The following is a 17,490-nucleotide window of genomic DNA, read 5'->3' on the forward strand; positions in this document are numbered from 1 at the left end:
CATATGGATAAAGAATCAATCATAAAGAAAATAATACAACATAAAAAACAACCCAATTTAAGATACCGGTTGAAACACAATGTAGAGAATTTCACAGATCGACTTTTTTTCATGCTTTTCGATATTGAAACGCCGGTAGAAGAAAATTTAGATATTTTGGAATCGGAGTTTGATGAGTTGGTACGTTTGGCCTGTTGGCAGTTGGAAACCCCATGTAAAAAAGTTTGGAACAACTATATGGCCAAAATACCTACTATTTTGGAAAAACTTAATTTAGATGCAGAGGCCATTGTGAACTGCGATCCCGCCTCTTTATCCATAGAAGAGGTGTATATGGCATATCCAGGTTTTTATGCAATCGCCATCTACCGTTTGGCCCATGAATTATATGAAGAAGGGTTTCCTATGGTTCCCCGCCTGATGACTGAATATGCCCATAGACAAACAGGGGTCGATATCAATCCTGGAGCCAAGATTGGAGACTCCTTTTTTATTGATCATGCAACTGGGGTGGTTATAGGCGAAACGGCTATAATCAAGAACAATGTTAAAATCTACCAAGGGGTAACTTTAGGTGGGTTATATGTTGCCAAAAACCTGCAGAATACCAAAAGACACCCTACCATAGAAAATAATGTGACCATTTATGCCAATGCTACCATTTTAGGAGGAAAAACAGTTATTGGTGAAAATAGTATCATAGGAGGTAACGCGTGGATCACGTCTTCCATACCTCCAAACTCAACGGTGTACCATAAACCAGAGATAAAAATAAAAACCATCACTAATGGGTCATAGTATAATAGATCTAATTGGGAATACCCCTCTGGTAGAATCAAGGGTGTTGAACCAAAATCCAAATGTCCGATTGTTTTTTAAAATGGAAGGCCATAATCCCGGAGGCAGTGTCAAGGACAGGGCGGCACTTAATATGATCCAAAGCGGTCTGGAAAGAGGCGATATTGACAAAACCTCTAAACTGATTGAAGCCACAAGCGGAAATACCGGAATTGCATTGGCCATGATTGCAGGGATCTATGGTTTGGACATAGAGTTGGTCATGCCTGAAAATTCCACCAAAGAACGGGTTCAGACCATGAGGGCGTATGGAGCAAAAGTGACCTTGACCCCAGCGGATATTGGAATTGAAGGAGCACGTGATTATGCAGAGGAGAAAGTGGCCAACCATGGTTACATTATGTTGAACCAATTTGGTAATGACGATAACTGGAAGGCACATTATAAAGGTACAGGTCCGGAAATCTGGCGGGATACCGAAGGAAAAGTGACACATTTTGTTTCCTCCATGGGAACCACAGGTACCATTATGGGAACATCTACTTTTTTAAAAGAAAAGAATCCCAACATACAGATTGTAGGGGTGCAACCAGAAGACGATGCCAAGATACCAGGGATACGAAAATGGCCAGAAGAATATTTACCCAGAATATTTGATAGAAGTAAGGTCGACCAAATCATTGAGGTAACCGAAGAAGCTGCCATTGAGATGGCCAAAAGATTGGCCAAGGAAGAAGGAGTGTTCTCCGGAATGAGCAGTGGCGGTGCTACAGCAGCCGCTTTGGAATTGGCCAAAACCTTAGATAAGGGAGTAATTGTTTCCATCATTTGCGATAGGGGCGACCGCTATTTATCCTCAGACTTATTCGAATAAAAAAAGAGCGCCGATAAGCGCTCTTTTTTTATTTCCTGAACAACCCACTAATGAGGGTGAGCAAGAAAACCAGCATAATGATAATGAAAAGAATTTTTGCTATTCCCTGAGCAGCACCTGCCAATCCTCCGAAACCAAGGATTGCGGTAATAATTGCCATCAATAAAAATATAAAGGTCCAGCGCCACATCATTAATGCTTGAGTTTAAGTTAATAAATGTAAATCATTCTATTTCATTGACTTATACTCTTCAATAAATAAATCTATTTCATTTCCTTTATCATCGGTAATGACATAGGCCTCTTTATTGTTTTTGAGTTTATTTTTATAAATACTCTCACTCTTTACAATCTCTAAGTTATCTCCGTTATCTATGGCTACCATGATTTCCTCGTCATTGGTCACCAACATGAAGTCGGACTTATCGTCTGCTCTATAGCTAAATTTAATAATCTCGTCATACGTATTGTCACTATCATTATCGATCTTGACCGTTTTCATCACATTCTTTTTTTGGAACACGCGATCTTGATTTAATTTGTTCTTGTCTTCCTTTTTGATCAGAACATCACGAGATACCATGGTGTTGATTTTTACAGAATTTTTTATCAATTCACCACCATCGTAAACCGAATATGTTTTCTCCGTGGTTTCTGAGGTCATATCACTGTTTTCCTGGGCCAGCATTGTAGCTGCAGAAAATAATGTTAGAGTGCTTAAAAATATTTTTATAGATTTCATATGTCTTGTTTTAGGTTAATAATTTTTTCCCAAGTGTTTCCCACTTAGCTATTGTTGATACTATCTCTTTATTTGAATGAAGTTTAAAGTATAGTCTACGACTAGCTCACTGTGGCATCTTTTAATTTATCAGTTTTACTTTTGTTCCAGGCATCCAGCATCCAGCTTGTTTTTTCAAGGTTGCCAATATAGCCGCCAATCATATCTATGGTACCTTCATCCCCAATGGAATTGGCCTTGTCCACCACTTTTGACATTTGCTTGAGCAATAATCGGTGTGCCTTTAAAATTTCTTCTACCATTTCCTTATCAGCTAATGAAATTGTACTTTCTTCAATGGAAGAGGCTTTTAAATATTCGCTATAATTACTCATTGGGTGGTACCGTAGTGTTAAAATACGTTCTGCGATCTCGTCTACCTTCACTCTTGCATCTGTATATAGCTCCTCGAACTTTTCGTGAAGATCAAAAAAGTTATTTCCCAAGATGTTCCAATGGAAGTTCCTCAATTTTTGATAGTACATATGGTAATCTGCCAATAGTGTATTCAGTTCAATAACTACAGGCAAAAGTTTTTCTTCATTAATATTTAAATAGTTCATATTCAATATAAAATTTAGTGATTAAAAAATGTGATTTTTAATTGGACAGGAAGTCTCTGGTATGCCAATAGATTATTGGCGGATTGGGCGAATGCCCTAAAAAAGATGTTATATAAATATGTCCAACACCCCCAATATACAGGGTGTACAAGGTGATGTCAAGGCGTTTAACGACCTTTAACGGTATTTAGGAAGTATTAACAAAATGATCTGTTAAAGCCAGCGCTTCTTTTTGAAGAATATTAACATAGCTATAAAAAGGGTCAACATAACTCCCCATACAGCAAAATAGCCATATTTCCATTGTAATTCGGGCATATAGGAAAAGTTCATCCCATAGATTCCAGCAATAAAGGTCAATGGAATAAATATAGATGCCATGATGGTAAGTACTTTCATCACCTCATTCATTTTATTGCTGACATTACTCATATACATCTCCAATAAGCTCATGGACATTTCCCGGTAAATCTGCAGACTTTCATTGATTTCGAGACAGTGATCCATTAAATCTTTTAAGAACAATTTGGTGTCCTTCGTGATCAAGGGGTTTTCAGTATCTATAAGCCTATTGATCAGTTCTTTTACAGGAAAAATCCTCCTGCGCACTCTTAGAACCTCCTTTTTTAAATCTTGGATCTTACGGGCAGTTTCTGGTTTTGGGTTGTCATACACCTCTTCTTCCAATAGCTCTATTTTGGCATTGATGTTCTCCAAAACAACAAAATAGTTGTCTATAATTGCGTCCAAAAGGGCAAAAAGTAAGTAGTCTGCTCCCCTACTCCTAATACGACCCGATTTTGTCTGGATACGCTCTCTGAGACCATTAAAAACGTCCTCTTGAAGTTCCTGGAAGACAATCACGGTTCTTTCCATTAACACAAAGGCAACATGCTCACTGACCAACTCATTGTTGGCATCCAGATAAATCATTTTTAGGACGCAAAAAATGTAATCCTCATATTCGTCAATTTTCGGTCTTTGACTTGTATTTACAGCATCTTCTATAATCAACGGGTTCAACTCAAAGGCCTTACCAAGGGTTTCTATATAGGCTTCATCACTTAATCCTACTACATTGATCCATGAAGTAGAGGGGGACTTCTTAAAATCCAGAATTTTTTCAACATCATCTGTTTGATGCACTTGAAATGCATTGTCATCATACTCTATTATGATAACTTTACTTTTTTGACCTTCCCTAAACCCTAGATAGGTTACCGTACCTGGTGCCTTTCCTATTTTTTTGTTGGCTCTTTGTTGTTTTCTATGGGTTACTTTATGGTTAGGTTTCTTTTTGGACATGCTAGGAATTTTAAGATTTAAAGATAGGGATATGTAACCAAAATATTTATTGAAAGTCCAATCTATTCAACAATAACCCTGAACCAGGTGCAACGTAGGACAAAAGGAAAACAGTTTCCGGTTTCAGGGATTCTTCTATATCATTTAGACTGAGTTCCCCTTTTCCCAATAAAATTAATGCGCCCATGATCATGCGTACCTGATAGCGCATAAAACCTTCTGATACAATATGAAGGGCATAGCTTTTTTCGGGGAAAAAATTGGCCTTTAAAATCGTGTTCTCCTGTATTACACAGCTTTTTATGCTTCGATTGGAATTGGTATTTTCCTGATGCCTAGTCGTATAGTTTCGAAAATCATGGTTCCCTACAAATAGACCGGTAGCTTTGGTCATCAGTTCCAAATCCAGGTCATCCTGTATGTTGGCAATAAAGGGGGCACTAAAGGGATGGTTTTTTTGCCCGTATGAAAATAAATAGACATATTCCTTTTCCTTACTGTGTTGAATAACATTAAAGTCTTTATCGACAGATAAAATAGATGTAATTCTTATGTCTGGGGGTAAATTCCTATTGAATAGCGCTTTAAATTCTATTAGGTCGTTCAACGGGGCATCATCCAAAAATAGTTCAAAAGCGGCATGAAGTGCAGAAACCTTCGCATCAGTACGTCCTGCCCCCAAGATTTTGAATTTTCTTTCAGGCAATACAAACTTTAAGGTTTTGAGGAGCATGCTCTCAATGGTCTTTTGGCCCGGCTGCTTCTGCCATCCACTATATCGGAAGCCCAAGAATTGTAATTCAATCAAGTAATAATAGCGTTCCTTTTGCATGGGCCAATTTTGATGCTGTTTAGGTAAGTTTCTTTTGAAACTTGGCCCACCAAAAATACTAATTACACCATAGACTTTTAGGCTCTAATAATATGAATGTCATTTCACCACACTTTTTAGGCTTTTCCCAACAATATCAAGACGTCATTTGAAGGACCAAACCCCATTACACAACACTTTTTTAAGCGTTCCCAACAATGGCTGCACTTCATCGAAATGTTTGAAATAAATAAAATTGTACTCCGTTTTATTTAAAGAAACTGAGGTTCCCCAAGCACCTCGAAACCTACTTAAATGAATACACTACTACGCATCCTTCCATGGGGAATGATTAAGCTATTATCAATAGTGACATTGATAACACTTATCGTTCTTAACTTTTATGGACTTTATACCAATAAGTTCTACTTTTTTAAATTTGACAATTATATTTTTCCCATATTGTCCATAGCCCATTTTGTATACCTCTATGTAATATGGTTCAAAGTGCGGGAAAATGAATATCCAGATCCACAAATGAGGAATCTGGAATATCTCTTGTACGTGATACTTTTCATCTACGTATTTCAAATTTTCGATACGCTTTATATCCTTTCCAGTTATACAGATTATGATGCTTCAATAATCCCAAAAACGTTTATTCCAATGGGATCCTTGATCGTTACCTTGTACTCCCTATTAATTTTTATGACGTTGGTTTCCTTTAAGCACCGTAAGGTTTTGGTAGGGGAATATAAATTTATGGATGTGAACGATAATATTGATTCTTGGCAATAGGAATCCACACATAAAAAAAAGCCCTCTCTAATAGAAAGGGCTTTTTTGTTTATAGTCCGCTTATAAAGCTTCCGTAGAGATCTTTAAACTGATACCCCTCCGTAAACCTGTGTTTACTCAATTTCTTATGGGCCACCAAGCCCCAAAGCAGTAATTCCTTTAAAAAGTAACTATCTTCTTTTGAAGTATCTGGTTGATATTCCTTAATCAATTGATTCAATGGCTGAACACTGTCCAGTTCCTTTTGATACTCCTTATTGGTTGCATCATCCAATATTTCGAAACCGTCCCCATCAAAAAACCACGATATCAACTCATCATAGGGTCCAACCGCATCTTTTCGCTCCAATTTATCTATTTGAGGGAAATACATAGGGAACAAGGTTTTTATGGCATCCTCCACTAAAATTGAAGCAACTCCCCCTGCACCTTCCTGTTCTCCTTCATATACCAGTTCTATTTTCCCGGTTATAGACGGAATAATCCCCATAAAGTCGTTTAAACGGATACTCGTGCTGTCTTCACCATTTTTCAATGCACGGCGCTCTGCGGTGCTCAATAGGTTCTCAAAGGCCGTAATACTCATTCTGGCACTTACGCCACTTTTGGCATCTACATATTCACTTTCCCGAGCTTCAAAACTTATTTGCTCTAAAAGATCTTTGGCCACATCTGGAACAAATACAGCATTGGTCTGTCTTTCATCCAATTTGGCTTCCTGTTCCGTAATTTTCCTGGCAGTCTTGATGTCCTCGGGGTAATGGGTCAAAATTTGTGATCCAATCCTATCTTTTAAAGGGGTAACAATGCTTCCTCTATTGGTATAATCTTCTGGATTGGCCGTAAAGACAAATTGTAGGTCTAAGGGTAGTCGCAATTTAAACCCTCTGATCTGTATATCCCCTTCCTGTAATATGTTAAAAAGTGACACTTGGATCCTCGCCTGTAAATCTGGCAACTCATTGATTACAAAAATACAGCGGTTGGCCCTTGGGATCATCCCAAAATGGATCACCCTGTCATCTGCATAGGATAATTTTAGGTTTGCTGCTTTTATGGGGTCCACATCACCAATTAAATCCGCAACAGTTACATCTGGGGTGGCCAGTTTTTCATAAAACCGTTCTTCGCGCGGCAGCCAAGAAATAGGTGTCTTATCCCCTTTTTCCTTAATGAGTTCCATGGCATATCTGGACATGGGTTTTAAGGGATCATCATTAATTTCCGACCCTTCCACAATAGGAATATATTCATCCAATAGATTGACCATTAATCTTGCCAATCTTGTTTTAGCCTGTCCCCTGAGTCCTAATAGGTTAATATTATGTCTGGAAAGTATGGCCCTTTCCAGCTCGGGAATCACCGAATTTTCATAACCCCATACCCCCTTGAAGGTTTGTTCCTTGTTCTTTATTTTAAGTATTAGGTTGTCCCTAAGCTCATCCTTGATGTTTTTTGATTGGTACCCCGCATTTTTTAGGGCTCCAAGTGTCGTTATTTCTTTATAGTTCAATTTCATATAGCTTTTTAAACACTTCTCTATTGGAAGTTATTCGTTATTATCCTTTTAATCTTTTTCTTCTGTTTTGCTCGTAATCTTCAAAAATCATTTCTCCAAGTCCTTTTAGTCCTGTGAAAAAGGCCTTGCCATTATTGGCTTCCGAAAAATGGCGGACGAACTGAGTTAAATATGGATCTTTGGCAATCATAAAGGTGGTAATTGGAATATGTAATTTTCTAGCCTGTCTGGCCATATTGTAGCATTTCTCAACTATGTAATCATCCAAGCCCACACTGTTCTTATAGTAAGTACCGTCCGGCATTCGTAAACAACTGGGCTTACCATCGGTAATCATAAAGATTTGCTTATTGGTATTCCGTTTTCTTCTGAGCATATCCATTGCCAATTGTAATCCTGCTACGGTATTGGTATGGTATGGTCCCACTTTCAAATAAGGGAGATCCTTTATGGGAATTGGCCAAGCATCATTACCAAACACCAAAATCTCCAAGGTATCTTTGGGATAGCGGGTGGTAATAAGTTCAGCCAGGGCCATTGCTACCTTTTTAGCGGGGGTAATTCGATCTTCCCCATAGAGGATCATACTGTGGGAGATATCAATCATAAGCACCGTACTCATTTGTGCCTTGTATTGGGTGTCCTCTACCACAAGATCATCCTCGCTTAGGGTAAAGCTGTCCATCCCATGATTTATCTGGGCATTCTTCAGGCTCTCGGTCATGGAAATATGTTCCAGTCCGTCGCCGTACCTATATTCACGGAATTCCCCTGTATGCTCGTCTCCCCTACCGGATTTACCGGTTTTATGGTTGCCCGAACCGCTGCGTTTGAGTTTGCCAAAAATCTGGTCCAGCGCCGCTTGTCTTATAACACGCTCCATTTTGGCAGTTATGGATAAATCTCCTTCGCCTTCCCCGGCACCATCTCCTCCACCATCTTTAAATTCTTCTCTTAAAAACCCTTTTGCTTTGAGGTCTTCAATGAAGTCATCAATGGTGTAATTCTCATCTGTAAGTTCGTATTCCTTATCCAGCTCCCGCAACCAATCCAACGCCTCCTCCACATCCCCGGAAGTATGTGTAATCAACTCTTTGAAAATCTCAAAAAGCTTTTCGAAGGGAGTTTGGTTCGGTGCCTCGTACTTGGAAAAACGAAACCCTTTTCTTATGTTCATAGCCATTCTATAAATTTAATACATTTGGAAGAGACCCATTATTTTTTAAAGAAAACTTAACTGTTTGCACTACTTTAGTATCGTATGGATCGTGAAAACCTTTCAAAATTTAACGCCTTTTTACAAACTCCACCCTTATGGCATGGAAACTATGATGGCCTAGAGCAATTTGACTTTCCAAAAGTCGATCTGGAGCATTTGCAAGTTGAGCCTATACCGCATAATATAAGATTGGGGCATCAAATGGAATATGTTTTCCATCAACTTGTTCAGCACTCCTCGCGTTATAGGGTCAACGCTTATAATATTCATATCAGACAAGACAAAATTAGTTTGGGTGAAATCGATTTCATCCTGAAGGATCTGGAAAAAGACAAACTGGTACATGTTGAGCTCACCTATAAGTTTTACATTTTGGATCCTTCGTTTCCAAATCTTATCCACCAGTTGATAGGGCCTAATAAAAGGGATACTTTTTATGCCAAAAAAGAGAAGATCAAACACCATCAGATTCCATTATTGTATTCCAAAGAGGGTGACCGAGCATTAAAGGACAGGGAGATTGATGTTAAGGACCTGGATCACAAGGTTTGTTTCAAAGGCCAGGTCTATATTCCGTGGGATCTAAAATATCAAAACCTTGCCCCTTTAAATACAGAATGTATTGCTGGGTTCTGGATGACAAGGGATAATTTTGCGTCCTATAGCCGGGATAACACTCAGTTTTATATTCCTTTTAAAAAGGAGTGGCCCCAAAACCCTACAGCAGGTTTACATTGGCAGTCCTATCAAGATATTGAGTTGGATATAGATTCCCAATTGTCAAATAAAAACTCCCCTATGGTTTGGTTAAAAAAATCGAATGGGGAGTTCGTAAAAATTTTTGTAGTATGGTGGTTATGATTTGTTATGCCTAACTTTTAAAACTTCCACAATATCATTCAGTTTAAATCCTTTTGCCTGCAATAGTATCAGGTAATGGAACAGCAGATCGGCACTTTCGTCCAAAAAGAGTCCATCGTTGTTGTCTTTAGCCTCAATGACTACTTCCACGGCCTCTTCCCCGACTTTCTGCGCCACCTTATTGATCCCTTTTTGAAAAAGAGAAGAGACATAGCTCGGCTTGGCACCATCCTCAATGGGAGCTTTACCTTCCGCTTGGTCTTTTCTATTTTGGATGATATCCTCCAAGCCAGAAATAAACCCAAAAGCCTGTACATTTTTGTCGCCCCAACAGGTATCAGTACCCTTATGGCAAGTAGGGCCAATAGGATCTACAGAGACTAAAAGGGTGTCCTGATCACAATCCAATTGAATATTGGTGAGCTTTAAGAAATTACCACTCTCCTCCCCTTTGGTCCACAGTCTGTTTTTGGTACGGCTAAAAAAGGTTACCGTCTTGGTTTCCATAGTTTTTTGGTAGGCTTCCTCGTTCATGTAGCCAAGCATTAATACATTCTTGGTACTCGCATCCTGTATAATTGCCGGCACCAAACCGTCCGAATTTTTTGTAAAATCTATTTTCATAACTTCTTGAATATTGTGATAATCGAACTATAGAAAACCCGTAATTCATGGATATCCTAAACTCCTAATTCTATTATAAGCGTACCGGAATATGGTTCCTTTTCAATTCTTCCTTCAAATCCTTAATTTCAATTTCTTTAAAATGAAATACACTGGCTGCCAAAGCGGCGTCAGCCTTTCCTTCGATAAACGTATCTGTGAAATGCTGCATATTCCCAGCGCCTCCTGAGGCAATAATAGGGATATTAAGTTCTGTGGATAATTTGGCCAATGCTTCGTTTGCGAATCCATTTTTGGTACCATCGTGATTCATGGAGGTAAATAATATTTCCCCTGCACCACGTTGCTCCACTTCCTTGGCCCATTTAAAAAGATTGAGTTCTGTAGGCACCTTGCCTCCTACCAAATGAACAATCCACTCCCCATCTATTTCTTTGGCATCTATGGCAACCACAATACATTGTGATCCAAACTTGGCAACCAGGTCATTGATCAATTGGGGGTTTTTGACGGCAGAGGAATTAATGGAAACCTTATCGGCACCATTTTGCAATAGGATATCTACATCTTCTACCGAAGAAATTCCGCCACCCACGGTAAATGGGATATTTACTTTCTCTGCAACCCTTAAAACAAGATCGGCCAGGGTTCTCCGCCTTTCTTCTGTGGCCGAGATATCCAGGAAAACCAATTCATCAGCTCCTGTTCTTGCATAAATCTCCGCCAGTTCTACCGGGTCTCCGGCATCGCGTAGATCCACGAAATTGATCCCCTTCACTGTGCGTCCATTTTTTATATCCAAACATGGAATAATACGTTTTGTCAACATAAGTATATTTTTTTTGAAAGTTTGAAAAGCTATTGCCTTCCTAAACTTTCAATCTTAATTTTAGGTGCTTTTTAAAATAAATTCCTCCAATTGCTTCATGGAAATACGCCCTTCGTAAATGGCCTTTCCAATAATTGTTCCCTCGCATCCCATTTCTACCAATTTGGGCAGCTCATCAAAAGTGGAAATTCCCCCACTGGCAATAAGCTTAATTTTTGGCCCTGCTTCTCTAATAATTTTTGAATAAAGATCAAAGGACGGACCTTCCAACATGCCGTCCTTACTGATATCTGTACAAATCACATAGGAAATTCCCTCCTTGAGATACGCTTGGATAAAGGGTATTAATTCCTCCTTGGAATCTTCAAGCCATCCAGAAACAGCCACCTTTTCGTCTTTCGCATCCGCACCAAGAATGATTTTATCGGCACCATATTTTTGTATCCAATTGATAAAGGTGTCCCTATCTTTAACTGCAATACTACCACCGGTGATTTGTTGGGCACCGCTGTTAAACGCAATCCTGAGATCATCATCGGTTTTAAGTCCCCCACCAAAATCAATTTTTAAGGAGGTATTTGAAGCTATCTGCTCCAAGACCTTATGGTTCACAATGTGTTTGGATTTTGCACCATCCAAATCAACCAAGTGCAGATATTCAATACCATGGGCCTCAAACTCCTTGGCAACCTCCAAGGGGTGTTCATTGTATATTTTTTTGGTATCATAATCCCCTTTTGAAAGGCGGACGCACTTACCATCTATGATATCTATTGCCGGTATTATTCTCATCTTAATATTTTATAAAAGGACCACGTTGTCTTTGGTCATCCAAAGTTTAGAATTTTCTATTTTTTCAAATCCAAAGCGTTCATAGAGCGAATGGGCATCTTTTGTCTTCAGCGCAAAGGTCTTTATCTTACTTAAAGCATCACATTCCATTATGTGTGATATGAGCTTATCCCCCAAACCTTTACCTTGGTGATTTTTAAAAATGATTACATCCATCATATAAGCAAATACGACAAAATCAGTAACTACCCTAGCAAAGCCCAATTGTTCATTTGTTTCGGAATACAAACCAAAACAGAATGAATTATTAATGGTTTTCTGCACATCTTCCAGGGTTCTTCCCTTGCCCCAATAAGAATCTTCACTGATATATCGGTGTATTTTAGGGACGTCCAAGTCTTCTTTATTGGTAGATATATACGTTTCCATGGCTCAAATAACTTCTAGAAAATTCTTGAGGATTGCTTCACCTATCGTACTGCTCTTTTCTGGGTGAAATTGCGTCCCGTAAAAATTATCCTTCTGCAAGGCTGCGCTATAGGGTACTTCATATTCGGATACAGCAATGGTTTCAGAACAAATAGGGGCATAAAAACTATGTACTAGGTAAATATGTTCCTTTTCTGGTATACCCTTGAATAAAGATGTTTTTAAATCGGTAATTTGGTTCCAACCAATTTGCGGCACCTTTACCTTATCTGAAAATTTCTTTACATCTACATCAAAAATTCCCAAACCTTGCGTATTTCCTTCTTCCGAAGAATTGCACATAAGCTGCATCCCAAGGCATATTCCTAAGACCGGTTGTTTTAAATCGGGGATTATTGCGTCCAACTTACTGTCGCGAAGCTTTTTCATAGCGCTGCTTGCTTCTCCCACTCCCGGGAAGATAACTTTGTCCGCAGCCTTTATTTCCGACACATTATCACTTAAAACAGCCTCATAGCCCAAGCGCTTTATTGCAAATTTGATACTCTGAATATTTCCAGCACCGTAGTTGATAATAACTATTTTCATTATTTTTTGGTAGACGATTTAGATACTTGGTTGCATCTCATTTCTTTGAGAACGGATTGCATAAAACCTCGATCATTATTATTTTAATATTACAGTACCCCTTTGGTGCTAGGTAAAACCATTTTTTCCACGTCGCGCTTCACAGCCATTTTTATAGCTTTTGCGAAGGCCTTAAAAATGGCCTCAATTTTATGGTGTTCATTGGTGCCCTCTGCCTTGATGTTCAAATTGGCTTTCGCCCCATCGGTAAAAGATTTAAAGAAATGAAAGAACATTTCAGTTGGCATTTTTCCAATCATTTCACGCCTAAACTCGGTTTCCCATACCAGCCAGTTACGACCACCAAAATCTATGGCAACCTGGGCCAAACAATCATCCATGGGTAAACAAAACCCATATCTTTCTATTCCGAGCTTATTTCCCAAGGCCTTATGGAATACCTCCCCCAAGGCTATTGCGGTGTCTTCTATGGTGTGGTGCTCATCTACCTCCAAATCCCCTTTTACCTTAATATCTAGGTCCATTTGGCCGTGTCGTGCCAATTGGTCCAGCATATGGTCAAAAAAGTCGAGTCCGGTCTTTATATTACTTTTTCCAGTCCCGTCAAGATTCAATTTTATAAAAATATCCGTTTCATTGGTCTTCCTGTTTATTTCAAAAACCCTGTCTTTCAGCTTTAAGAACTCGTATATTTTTTCCCAATCATTATTCTCTAAGGCAATCACATCATTGAGTTCCTCGTGTTTGACTGTGATTTCCCCAGTACCCAAATTGGTATTGTCGTTGATGAAGATTCCTTTGGCTCCAAGATTCTTTGCCAGTTCCATATCCGTTAATCTATCCCCTATCACAAAAGAGTTTGCCAAATCATAGTCATCGGAAAAATACTCTGTCAATAATCCAGTACCAGGTTTTCTAGTAGGGGCATTTTCATGTGGAAAGGTTCTATCCAAGAACACCTTGTTAAAAACCACTCCTTCATTCTCAAAAGATTTTAGGATGAAATTGTGTACTGGCCAAAAGGTGTCCTCAGGAAAAATATCGGTTCCCAACCCATCTTGGTTGGTGATCATGATCAATTCATAATCCAACTCCTTGGCAATTTTACCCAAAAACGTAAATGCTTTTGGATAAAAGATCATTTTATCAAAGGCATCTATTTGCTCATCAATTGTTTCCTTAATGATAGTGCCGTCCCTGTCTATAAATAATACTTTTTTCATATGACCCTGATCCTTGGCCCAACTTTACAAAAGAGGGCTTTGGGATTTTTTTATTGGTTATCTAATTCCTTTAATTTTTCTATTAATTTTTTATTTTCCGCTGCAGTCCCTACCGTAAATCTTAAGGTATTTGAACACAGGGGTTGTGTGGTCCTATTTCTGATCACAATTCCAGCCTCTAATAATTGATTGTATCTTTTGGTAGCGTCATCTACTTTGGCTAAAATAAAATTGGCATCGGTAGGATAGATCCTGTCTACAAAATTCATGTCCGCCAATACCGCTTCCAATACACTTCTCTCCTTTAGGATATTCGTTACTTCCTCTTGCACCTTCTCTGTATTCTGAAGTCTTTCTAGGGCTCGCTGTTGGGTCAGTTCATTGACGTTGTACGGCGGCTTGATCTTATTGAGCACCGCAATTATTTCTGACGACGCGTAGCAGATCCCTAGTCGAATTCCCGCAAGACCATAAGCTTTAGAAAGGGTTTGGGTAACGACCAAATTAGGGTATTGGGATAATTCACCAATCCAACTAGCATCCTTAGAGAAATCTATATAAGCTTCATCGATAACGACCAGACCATTAAATTTAGTCAATAATTCATGGATATAGGCACTTGAGATACCATTTCCAGTAGGGTTATTAGGCGAACAAACAAATAAGAGCTTGCTCCTTTGATCCATTGCCTTAAGGATTTCTGCCACATTCGGCTGGAAATCTTCAGTTAGTAAAACCTCTCTATTTTCTATGTTATTAATATTGGAAAGCACTTTGTACATCCCATATGTTGGAGGTAGAGAAATAATATTATCCTCCCTAGGCTCGCAAAATGCCCTAAAAAGTAGATCGAGCACTTCATCACTCCCATTTCCAAGAAGTATCTGTGATACATCAACACCTTTCTGGGAAGCCAAAACAGCCTTTAGGCTCCGCTGCTGTGGATCTGGATATCTATTGACCCCATTTTCAAATGGATTTTCGTTGGCATCCAGGAAAACCATCTGAGATCCATCGGAAACATACTCATCCCTTGCAGAGGAGTAAGGACTGAGTCCCTTTACATTTTCCCTAACCAGATTATTTATATTTATTTCTATTTTCATAGTCTACGCCACAAGGACCAATTACCGAAAATTTAGTGCTTCGAACTGGTTCCGGATAAATTAATTATTTTTCAAACTTTTTAGCCTAAGGGTAACGGCATTCTTATGTGCTAGCAACCCTTCCGCTTCTGCCATAACCTCTATGGTCCTTCCAATTGCTTGGATACCTTTATCAGAAATCTTTTGAAAGGTCATACTTTTCATGAAACTATCCAGGTTCACCCCACTGTATTGTTTGGCGTACCCATTTGTAGGCAAAGTATGGTTGGTGCCCGAGGCATAATCCCCAGCACTTTCCGGGGTATAATTACCTATGAATACCGAACCTGCATTGAAGGTATTTTCCAAAAAGAAAGCCTCATTTTCCACACAAAGGATATAATGCTCAGGGCCGTACTCGTTGATTAGGTCAATGGCTGTCTGCTCTTCCTCAACAAATATCAACTTACTATTGGCAATAGCCTGTATTGCTATCTCCTTTCTGGGGAGTACTTCAATTTGAGTTTCTACCTCTTTTTCAACTGATTCTATGAGTTGCTTGGACGTGGAAACGAGAATAACCTGACTGTCCACACCGTGTTCGGCCTGACTCAATAAGTCCGAGGCTACAAATGCAGCATTAGCGGAATCATCGGCCATGACCAATAGCTCACTGGGTCCGGCAGGCATATCAATGGCAACTCCAAATTTAGTGGCGATCTGCTTGGCAACGGTCACATATTGGTTTCCAGGTCCAAAGATCTTGTAGACTTTGGGCAGGGTCTCCGTTCCAAAAGTCATTCCAGCAATTGCCTGGATACCCCCTACCTTGAAAATTTGAGTTACTCCACAAAGACTGGCCGTATATAATATAGCTGGATTAATTTTTCCCTCCTTGTTGGGAGGCGTACATAAAACCACTTCCTTACAACCAGCAATGGCAGCAGGAACCGCTAACATTAAAATCGTTGAAAACAAAGGTGCTGTACCGCCGGGAATATAAAGTCCAACCTTTTGAATTGGTCTTTTCTCCTGCCAACAAGCCACTCCCTCGGTGGTCTCCACCTCTATTTTAGAAGTCCTTTGGGCCTTATGGAAAACTTCAATATTACTTTTTGCCTGAAGGATGGCATTTTTAAGCTCTTCTGAAACTAAGTTTATCCCTTCTTCCAATTCTAGTTCCGTGACTTTGTTATTCTCTAAAGCGACCCCATCAAATTGTTGGGTGTACTTCTTTATAACTTCATCACCATTTGTCTTTATCTCTTTGAAAATCTGATTGACAATACCCTCAATTTGATCAACCTCTTGTGTTGGCCTCTTTAAAACAGCTTCCCAGTCCTTTCTTTCAGGATTATAAATTTTGTTCATTACAGGACCATTTTTTCAATTGGACAAACTAATATACCTTCAGCTCCTGCCTCTTTTAATTCCTGGATCACTTCCCAGAACTTGTCTTTATTGATAACAGTATGCACGGAGCTCCAGCCTTCTTCTGCCAGAGGCAAGACTGTTGGACTCCTCATTCCCGGCAGTAGGGCAATAATTTCCTGCAGTTTTTCATTTGGGGCATTCAATAACACATACTTAGATTGACGGGCTCTTAAAACCGATTGAATTCTAAAACGTAGTTTTTCCAAGAGCAGCGTATTTTCCTCTGAAATCTCTGGTGAAACTGCCAAAACAGCCTCACTATGAAGCATTATCTCCACCTCCTTTAAATTGTTTTTGAAAAGGGTACTACCACTGGATACTATGTCACAAATGGCATCGGCAAGGCCAATGTTGGGTGCAATTTCCACTGATCCACTGATAATGTGCAAATCTGCCTTAACCCCTTTTTCTTTTAGATAGCTCTCAACGGTATTTGGATAGGAGGTAGCAATTCTTTTGCCTTCAAAATCCTTTACCGATTGGTATTTGACCGACTTTGGTACGGCCAGGGAAACCTTGCACTTAGAAAAACCAAGTTTTTCAGCTACTGTTATGTCCTGCCCTTTCTCAATTAATACATTCTCGCCTATAATGGCAATGTCCACTACTCCATCCCTTAAATACTGGGGGATGTCACCATTTCTAAGATAAAACACTTCTAAGGGGAAATTTCTTGAGGAAGCCTTGAGCTGATCTTTCCCATTATCGATGGAGATACCGCAATCCTTTAAAATTTGTAGGGAATCTTCATTTAGGCGTCCGCTTTTCTGAATAGCAATTTTAATTTTTTTCATGTGTTTAATTTTTGTTTTTTGATCTGAACAAAACAAACAGGATGTTAAAAACAAAACCCGTTTGATTGCTCAAACGGGTTAGAATATATTTTAGTTACAACAATACATTTCTAGCTCGCCTGATTGCAAGTAAAGAAATGATGATGATGTACACTTTGCTTTT

20 protein-coding genes are annotated in these 17,490 nt (G+C 39.1%); 4 read left to right on the plus strand and 16 right to left on the minus strand.

Going from position 1 to position 17,490, the window contains the following annotated elements; translation table 11 throughout:
• Window positions 1-3: 3 nt before the first annotated feature.
• Window positions 4-798: a serine O-acetyltransferase EpsC gene (gene epsC / locus ABXZ32_RS07405; RefSeq protein ID WP_354618040.1), complete on the plus strand. Its 795-nt coding sequence runs from the start codon at window positions 4-6 to the stop codon at window positions 796-798.
• Window positions 788-1,672, plus strand: coding sequence for a cysteine synthase CysM (gene cysM, locus ABXZ32_RS07410; RefSeq protein ID WP_354618041.1), 885 nt, complete (start codon window positions 788-790; stop codon window positions 1,670-1,672). Before epsC ends, cysM begins: the two co-directional genes overlap by 11 nt.
• A gap of 28 nt (window positions 1,673-1,700) precedes the next feature.
• On the opposite strand, the gene ABXZ32_RS07415 is transcribed toward cysM, so the two are convergent.
• The 5 genes from ABXZ32_RS07415 to truA all read right to left on the minus strand — a co-directional run bounded on the left by ABXZ32_RS07415 (window position 1,701) and on the right by truA (window position 5,153).
• Window positions 1,701-1,832: a DUF1328 domain-containing protein gene (locus ABXZ32_RS07415; RefSeq protein ID WP_354618042.1), complete on the minus strand. Its 132-nt coding sequence runs from the start codon at window positions 1,830-1,832 to the stop codon at window positions 1,701-1,703.
• 69 nt (window positions 1,833-1,901) lie between these two features.
• Entirely contained in the window at window positions 1,902-2,414 is a 513-nt protein-coding gene (locus ABXZ32_RS07420; protein ID WP_354618043.1) for a hypothetical protein, read from the minus strand.
• A gap of 101 nt (window positions 2,415-2,515) precedes the next feature.
• On the minus strand, window positions 2,516-3,016 hold the full coding sequence (locus tag ABXZ32_RS07425) for a Dps family protein (RefSeq protein WP_354618044.1): 501 nt from the start codon (window positions 3,014-3,016) through the stop codon (window positions 2,516-2,518).
• A 213-nt stretch (window positions 3,017-3,229) separates the two neighbouring features.
• The gene (gene corA, locus ABXZ32_RS07430) at window positions 3,230-4,321 is read right to left on the minus strand and encodes a magnesium/cobalt transporter CorA (protein WP_354618045.1); all 1,092 of its coding nucleotides are present in this window, start codon (window positions 4,319-4,321) and stop codon (window positions 3,230-3,232) included.
• A 46-nt stretch (window positions 4,322-4,367) separates the two neighbouring features.
• Window positions 4,368-5,153, minus strand: coding sequence for a tRNA pseudouridine(38-40) synthase TruA (gene truA, locus ABXZ32_RS07435; RefSeq protein WP_354618046.1), 786 nt, complete (start codon window positions 5,151-5,153; stop codon window positions 4,368-4,370).
• 294 nt (window positions 5,154-5,447) lie between these two features.
• Here truA and ABXZ32_RS07440 point away from each other — a divergent pair, with 294 nt between their 5' ends.
• On the plus strand, window positions 5,448-5,930 hold the full coding sequence (locus tag ABXZ32_RS07440; RefSeq protein WP_354618047.1) for a hypothetical protein: 483 nt from the start codon (window positions 5,448-5,450) through the stop codon (window positions 5,928-5,930).
• A 49-nt stretch (window positions 5,931-5,979) separates the two neighbouring features.
• Here the strand turns inward: ABXZ32_RS07440 and ABXZ32_RS07445 are convergent, their stop codons facing one another.
• On the minus strand, window positions 5,980-7,449 hold the full coding sequence (locus ABXZ32_RS07445) for a magnesium chelatase (RefSeq protein WP_354618048.1): 1,470 nt from the start codon (window positions 7,447-7,449) through the stop codon (window positions 5,980-5,982).
• 40 nt (window positions 7,450-7,489) lie between these two features.
• The gene (locus ABXZ32_RS07450; protein WP_354618049.1) at window positions 7,490-8,632 is read right to left on the minus strand and encodes a vWA domain-containing protein; all 1,143 of its coding nucleotides are present in this window, start codon (window positions 8,630-8,632) and stop codon (window positions 7,490-7,492) included.
• A gap of 78 nt (window positions 8,633-8,710) precedes the next feature.
• Between ABXZ32_RS07450 and ABXZ32_RS07455 the strand changes: the two genes are divergently transcribed.
• Complete coding sequence (locus tag ABXZ32_RS07455) at window positions 8,711-9,529, plus strand: DUF1853 family protein (RefSeq protein ID WP_354618050.1); 819 nt, start codon at window positions 8,711-8,713, stop codon at window positions 9,527-9,529.
• Here the strand turns inward: ABXZ32_RS07455 and hisIE are convergent.
• The 9 genes from hisIE to hisG form a co-directional block, all read right to left on the minus strand.
• The gene (hisIE, locus tag ABXZ32_RS07460) at window positions 9,524-10,153 is read right to left on the minus strand and encodes a bifunctional phosphoribosyl-AMP cyclohydrolase/phosphoribosyl-ATP diphosphatase HisIE (protein ID WP_062054229.1); all 630 of its coding nucleotides are present in this window, start codon (window positions 10,151-10,153) and stop codon (window positions 9,524-9,526) included. The genes ABXZ32_RS07455 and hisIE overlap by 6 nt on opposite strands.
• A gap of 73 nt (window positions 10,154-10,226) precedes the next feature.
• A complete protein-coding gene (gene hisF / locus ABXZ32_RS07465) occupies window positions 10,227-10,982 on the minus strand; it encodes an imidazole glycerol phosphate synthase subunit HisF (protein WP_354618051.1) in 756 nt (251 codons plus the stop codon).
• Window positions 10,983-11,042: 60 nt separating this feature from the next.
• Window positions 11,043-11,774, minus strand: a complete 732-nt coding sequence (hisA, locus tag ABXZ32_RS07470; RefSeq protein WP_354618052.1) for a 1-(5-phosphoribosyl)-5-[(5-phosphoribosylamino)methylideneamino]imidazole-4-carboxamide isomerase — start codon at window positions 11,772-11,774, stop codon at window positions 11,043-11,045.
• Window positions 11,775-11,783: 9 nt separating this feature from the next.
• Window positions 11,784-12,203 (minus strand): GNAT family N-acetyltransferase, encoded by a 420-nt coding sequence (locus tag ABXZ32_RS07475; RefSeq protein WP_354618053.1) that lies wholly within the window; start codon window positions 12,201-12,203, stop codon window positions 11,784-11,786.
• Window positions 12,204-12,206: 3 nt separating this feature from the next.
• A complete protein-coding gene (gene hisH / locus ABXZ32_RS07480; RefSeq protein WP_354618054.1) occupies window positions 12,207-12,791 on the minus strand; it encodes an imidazole glycerol phosphate synthase subunit HisH in 585 nt (194 codons plus the stop codon).
• A gap of 89 nt (window positions 12,792-12,880) precedes the next feature.
• A complete protein-coding gene (gene hisB, locus ABXZ32_RS07485) occupies window positions 12,881-14,014 on the minus strand; it encodes a bifunctional histidinol-phosphatase/imidazoleglycerol-phosphate dehydratase HisB (protein WP_354618055.1) in 1,134 nt (377 codons plus the stop codon).
• Window positions 14,015-14,064: 50 nt separating this feature from the next.
• Window positions 14,065-15,120 (minus strand): histidinol-phosphate transaminase, encoded by a 1,056-nt coding sequence (gene hisC / locus ABXZ32_RS07490; protein WP_354618056.1) that lies wholly within the window; start codon window positions 15,118-15,120, stop codon window positions 14,065-14,067.
• Between the two features lie 60 nt (window positions 15,121-15,180).
• On the minus strand, window positions 15,181-16,470 hold the full coding sequence (gene hisD / locus ABXZ32_RS07495; RefSeq protein ID WP_354618057.1) for a histidinol dehydrogenase: 1,290 nt from the start codon (window positions 16,468-16,470) through the stop codon (window positions 15,181-15,183).
• Window positions 16,470-17,327: an ATP phosphoribosyltransferase gene (gene hisG / locus ABXZ32_RS07500; protein ID WP_354618058.1), complete on the minus strand. Its 858-nt coding sequence runs from the start codon at window positions 17,325-17,327 to the stop codon at window positions 16,470-16,472. The genes hisD and hisG overlap by 1 nt, the downstream gene beginning before the upstream one ends.
• Window positions 17,328-17,490: the final 163 nt, after the last annotated feature.

Source organism: Sediminicola luteus (genome assembly GCF_040566555.1).
Taxonomy (GTDB): Bacteria; Bacteroidota; Bacteroidia; order Flavobacteriales; family Flavobacteriaceae; genus Sediminicola.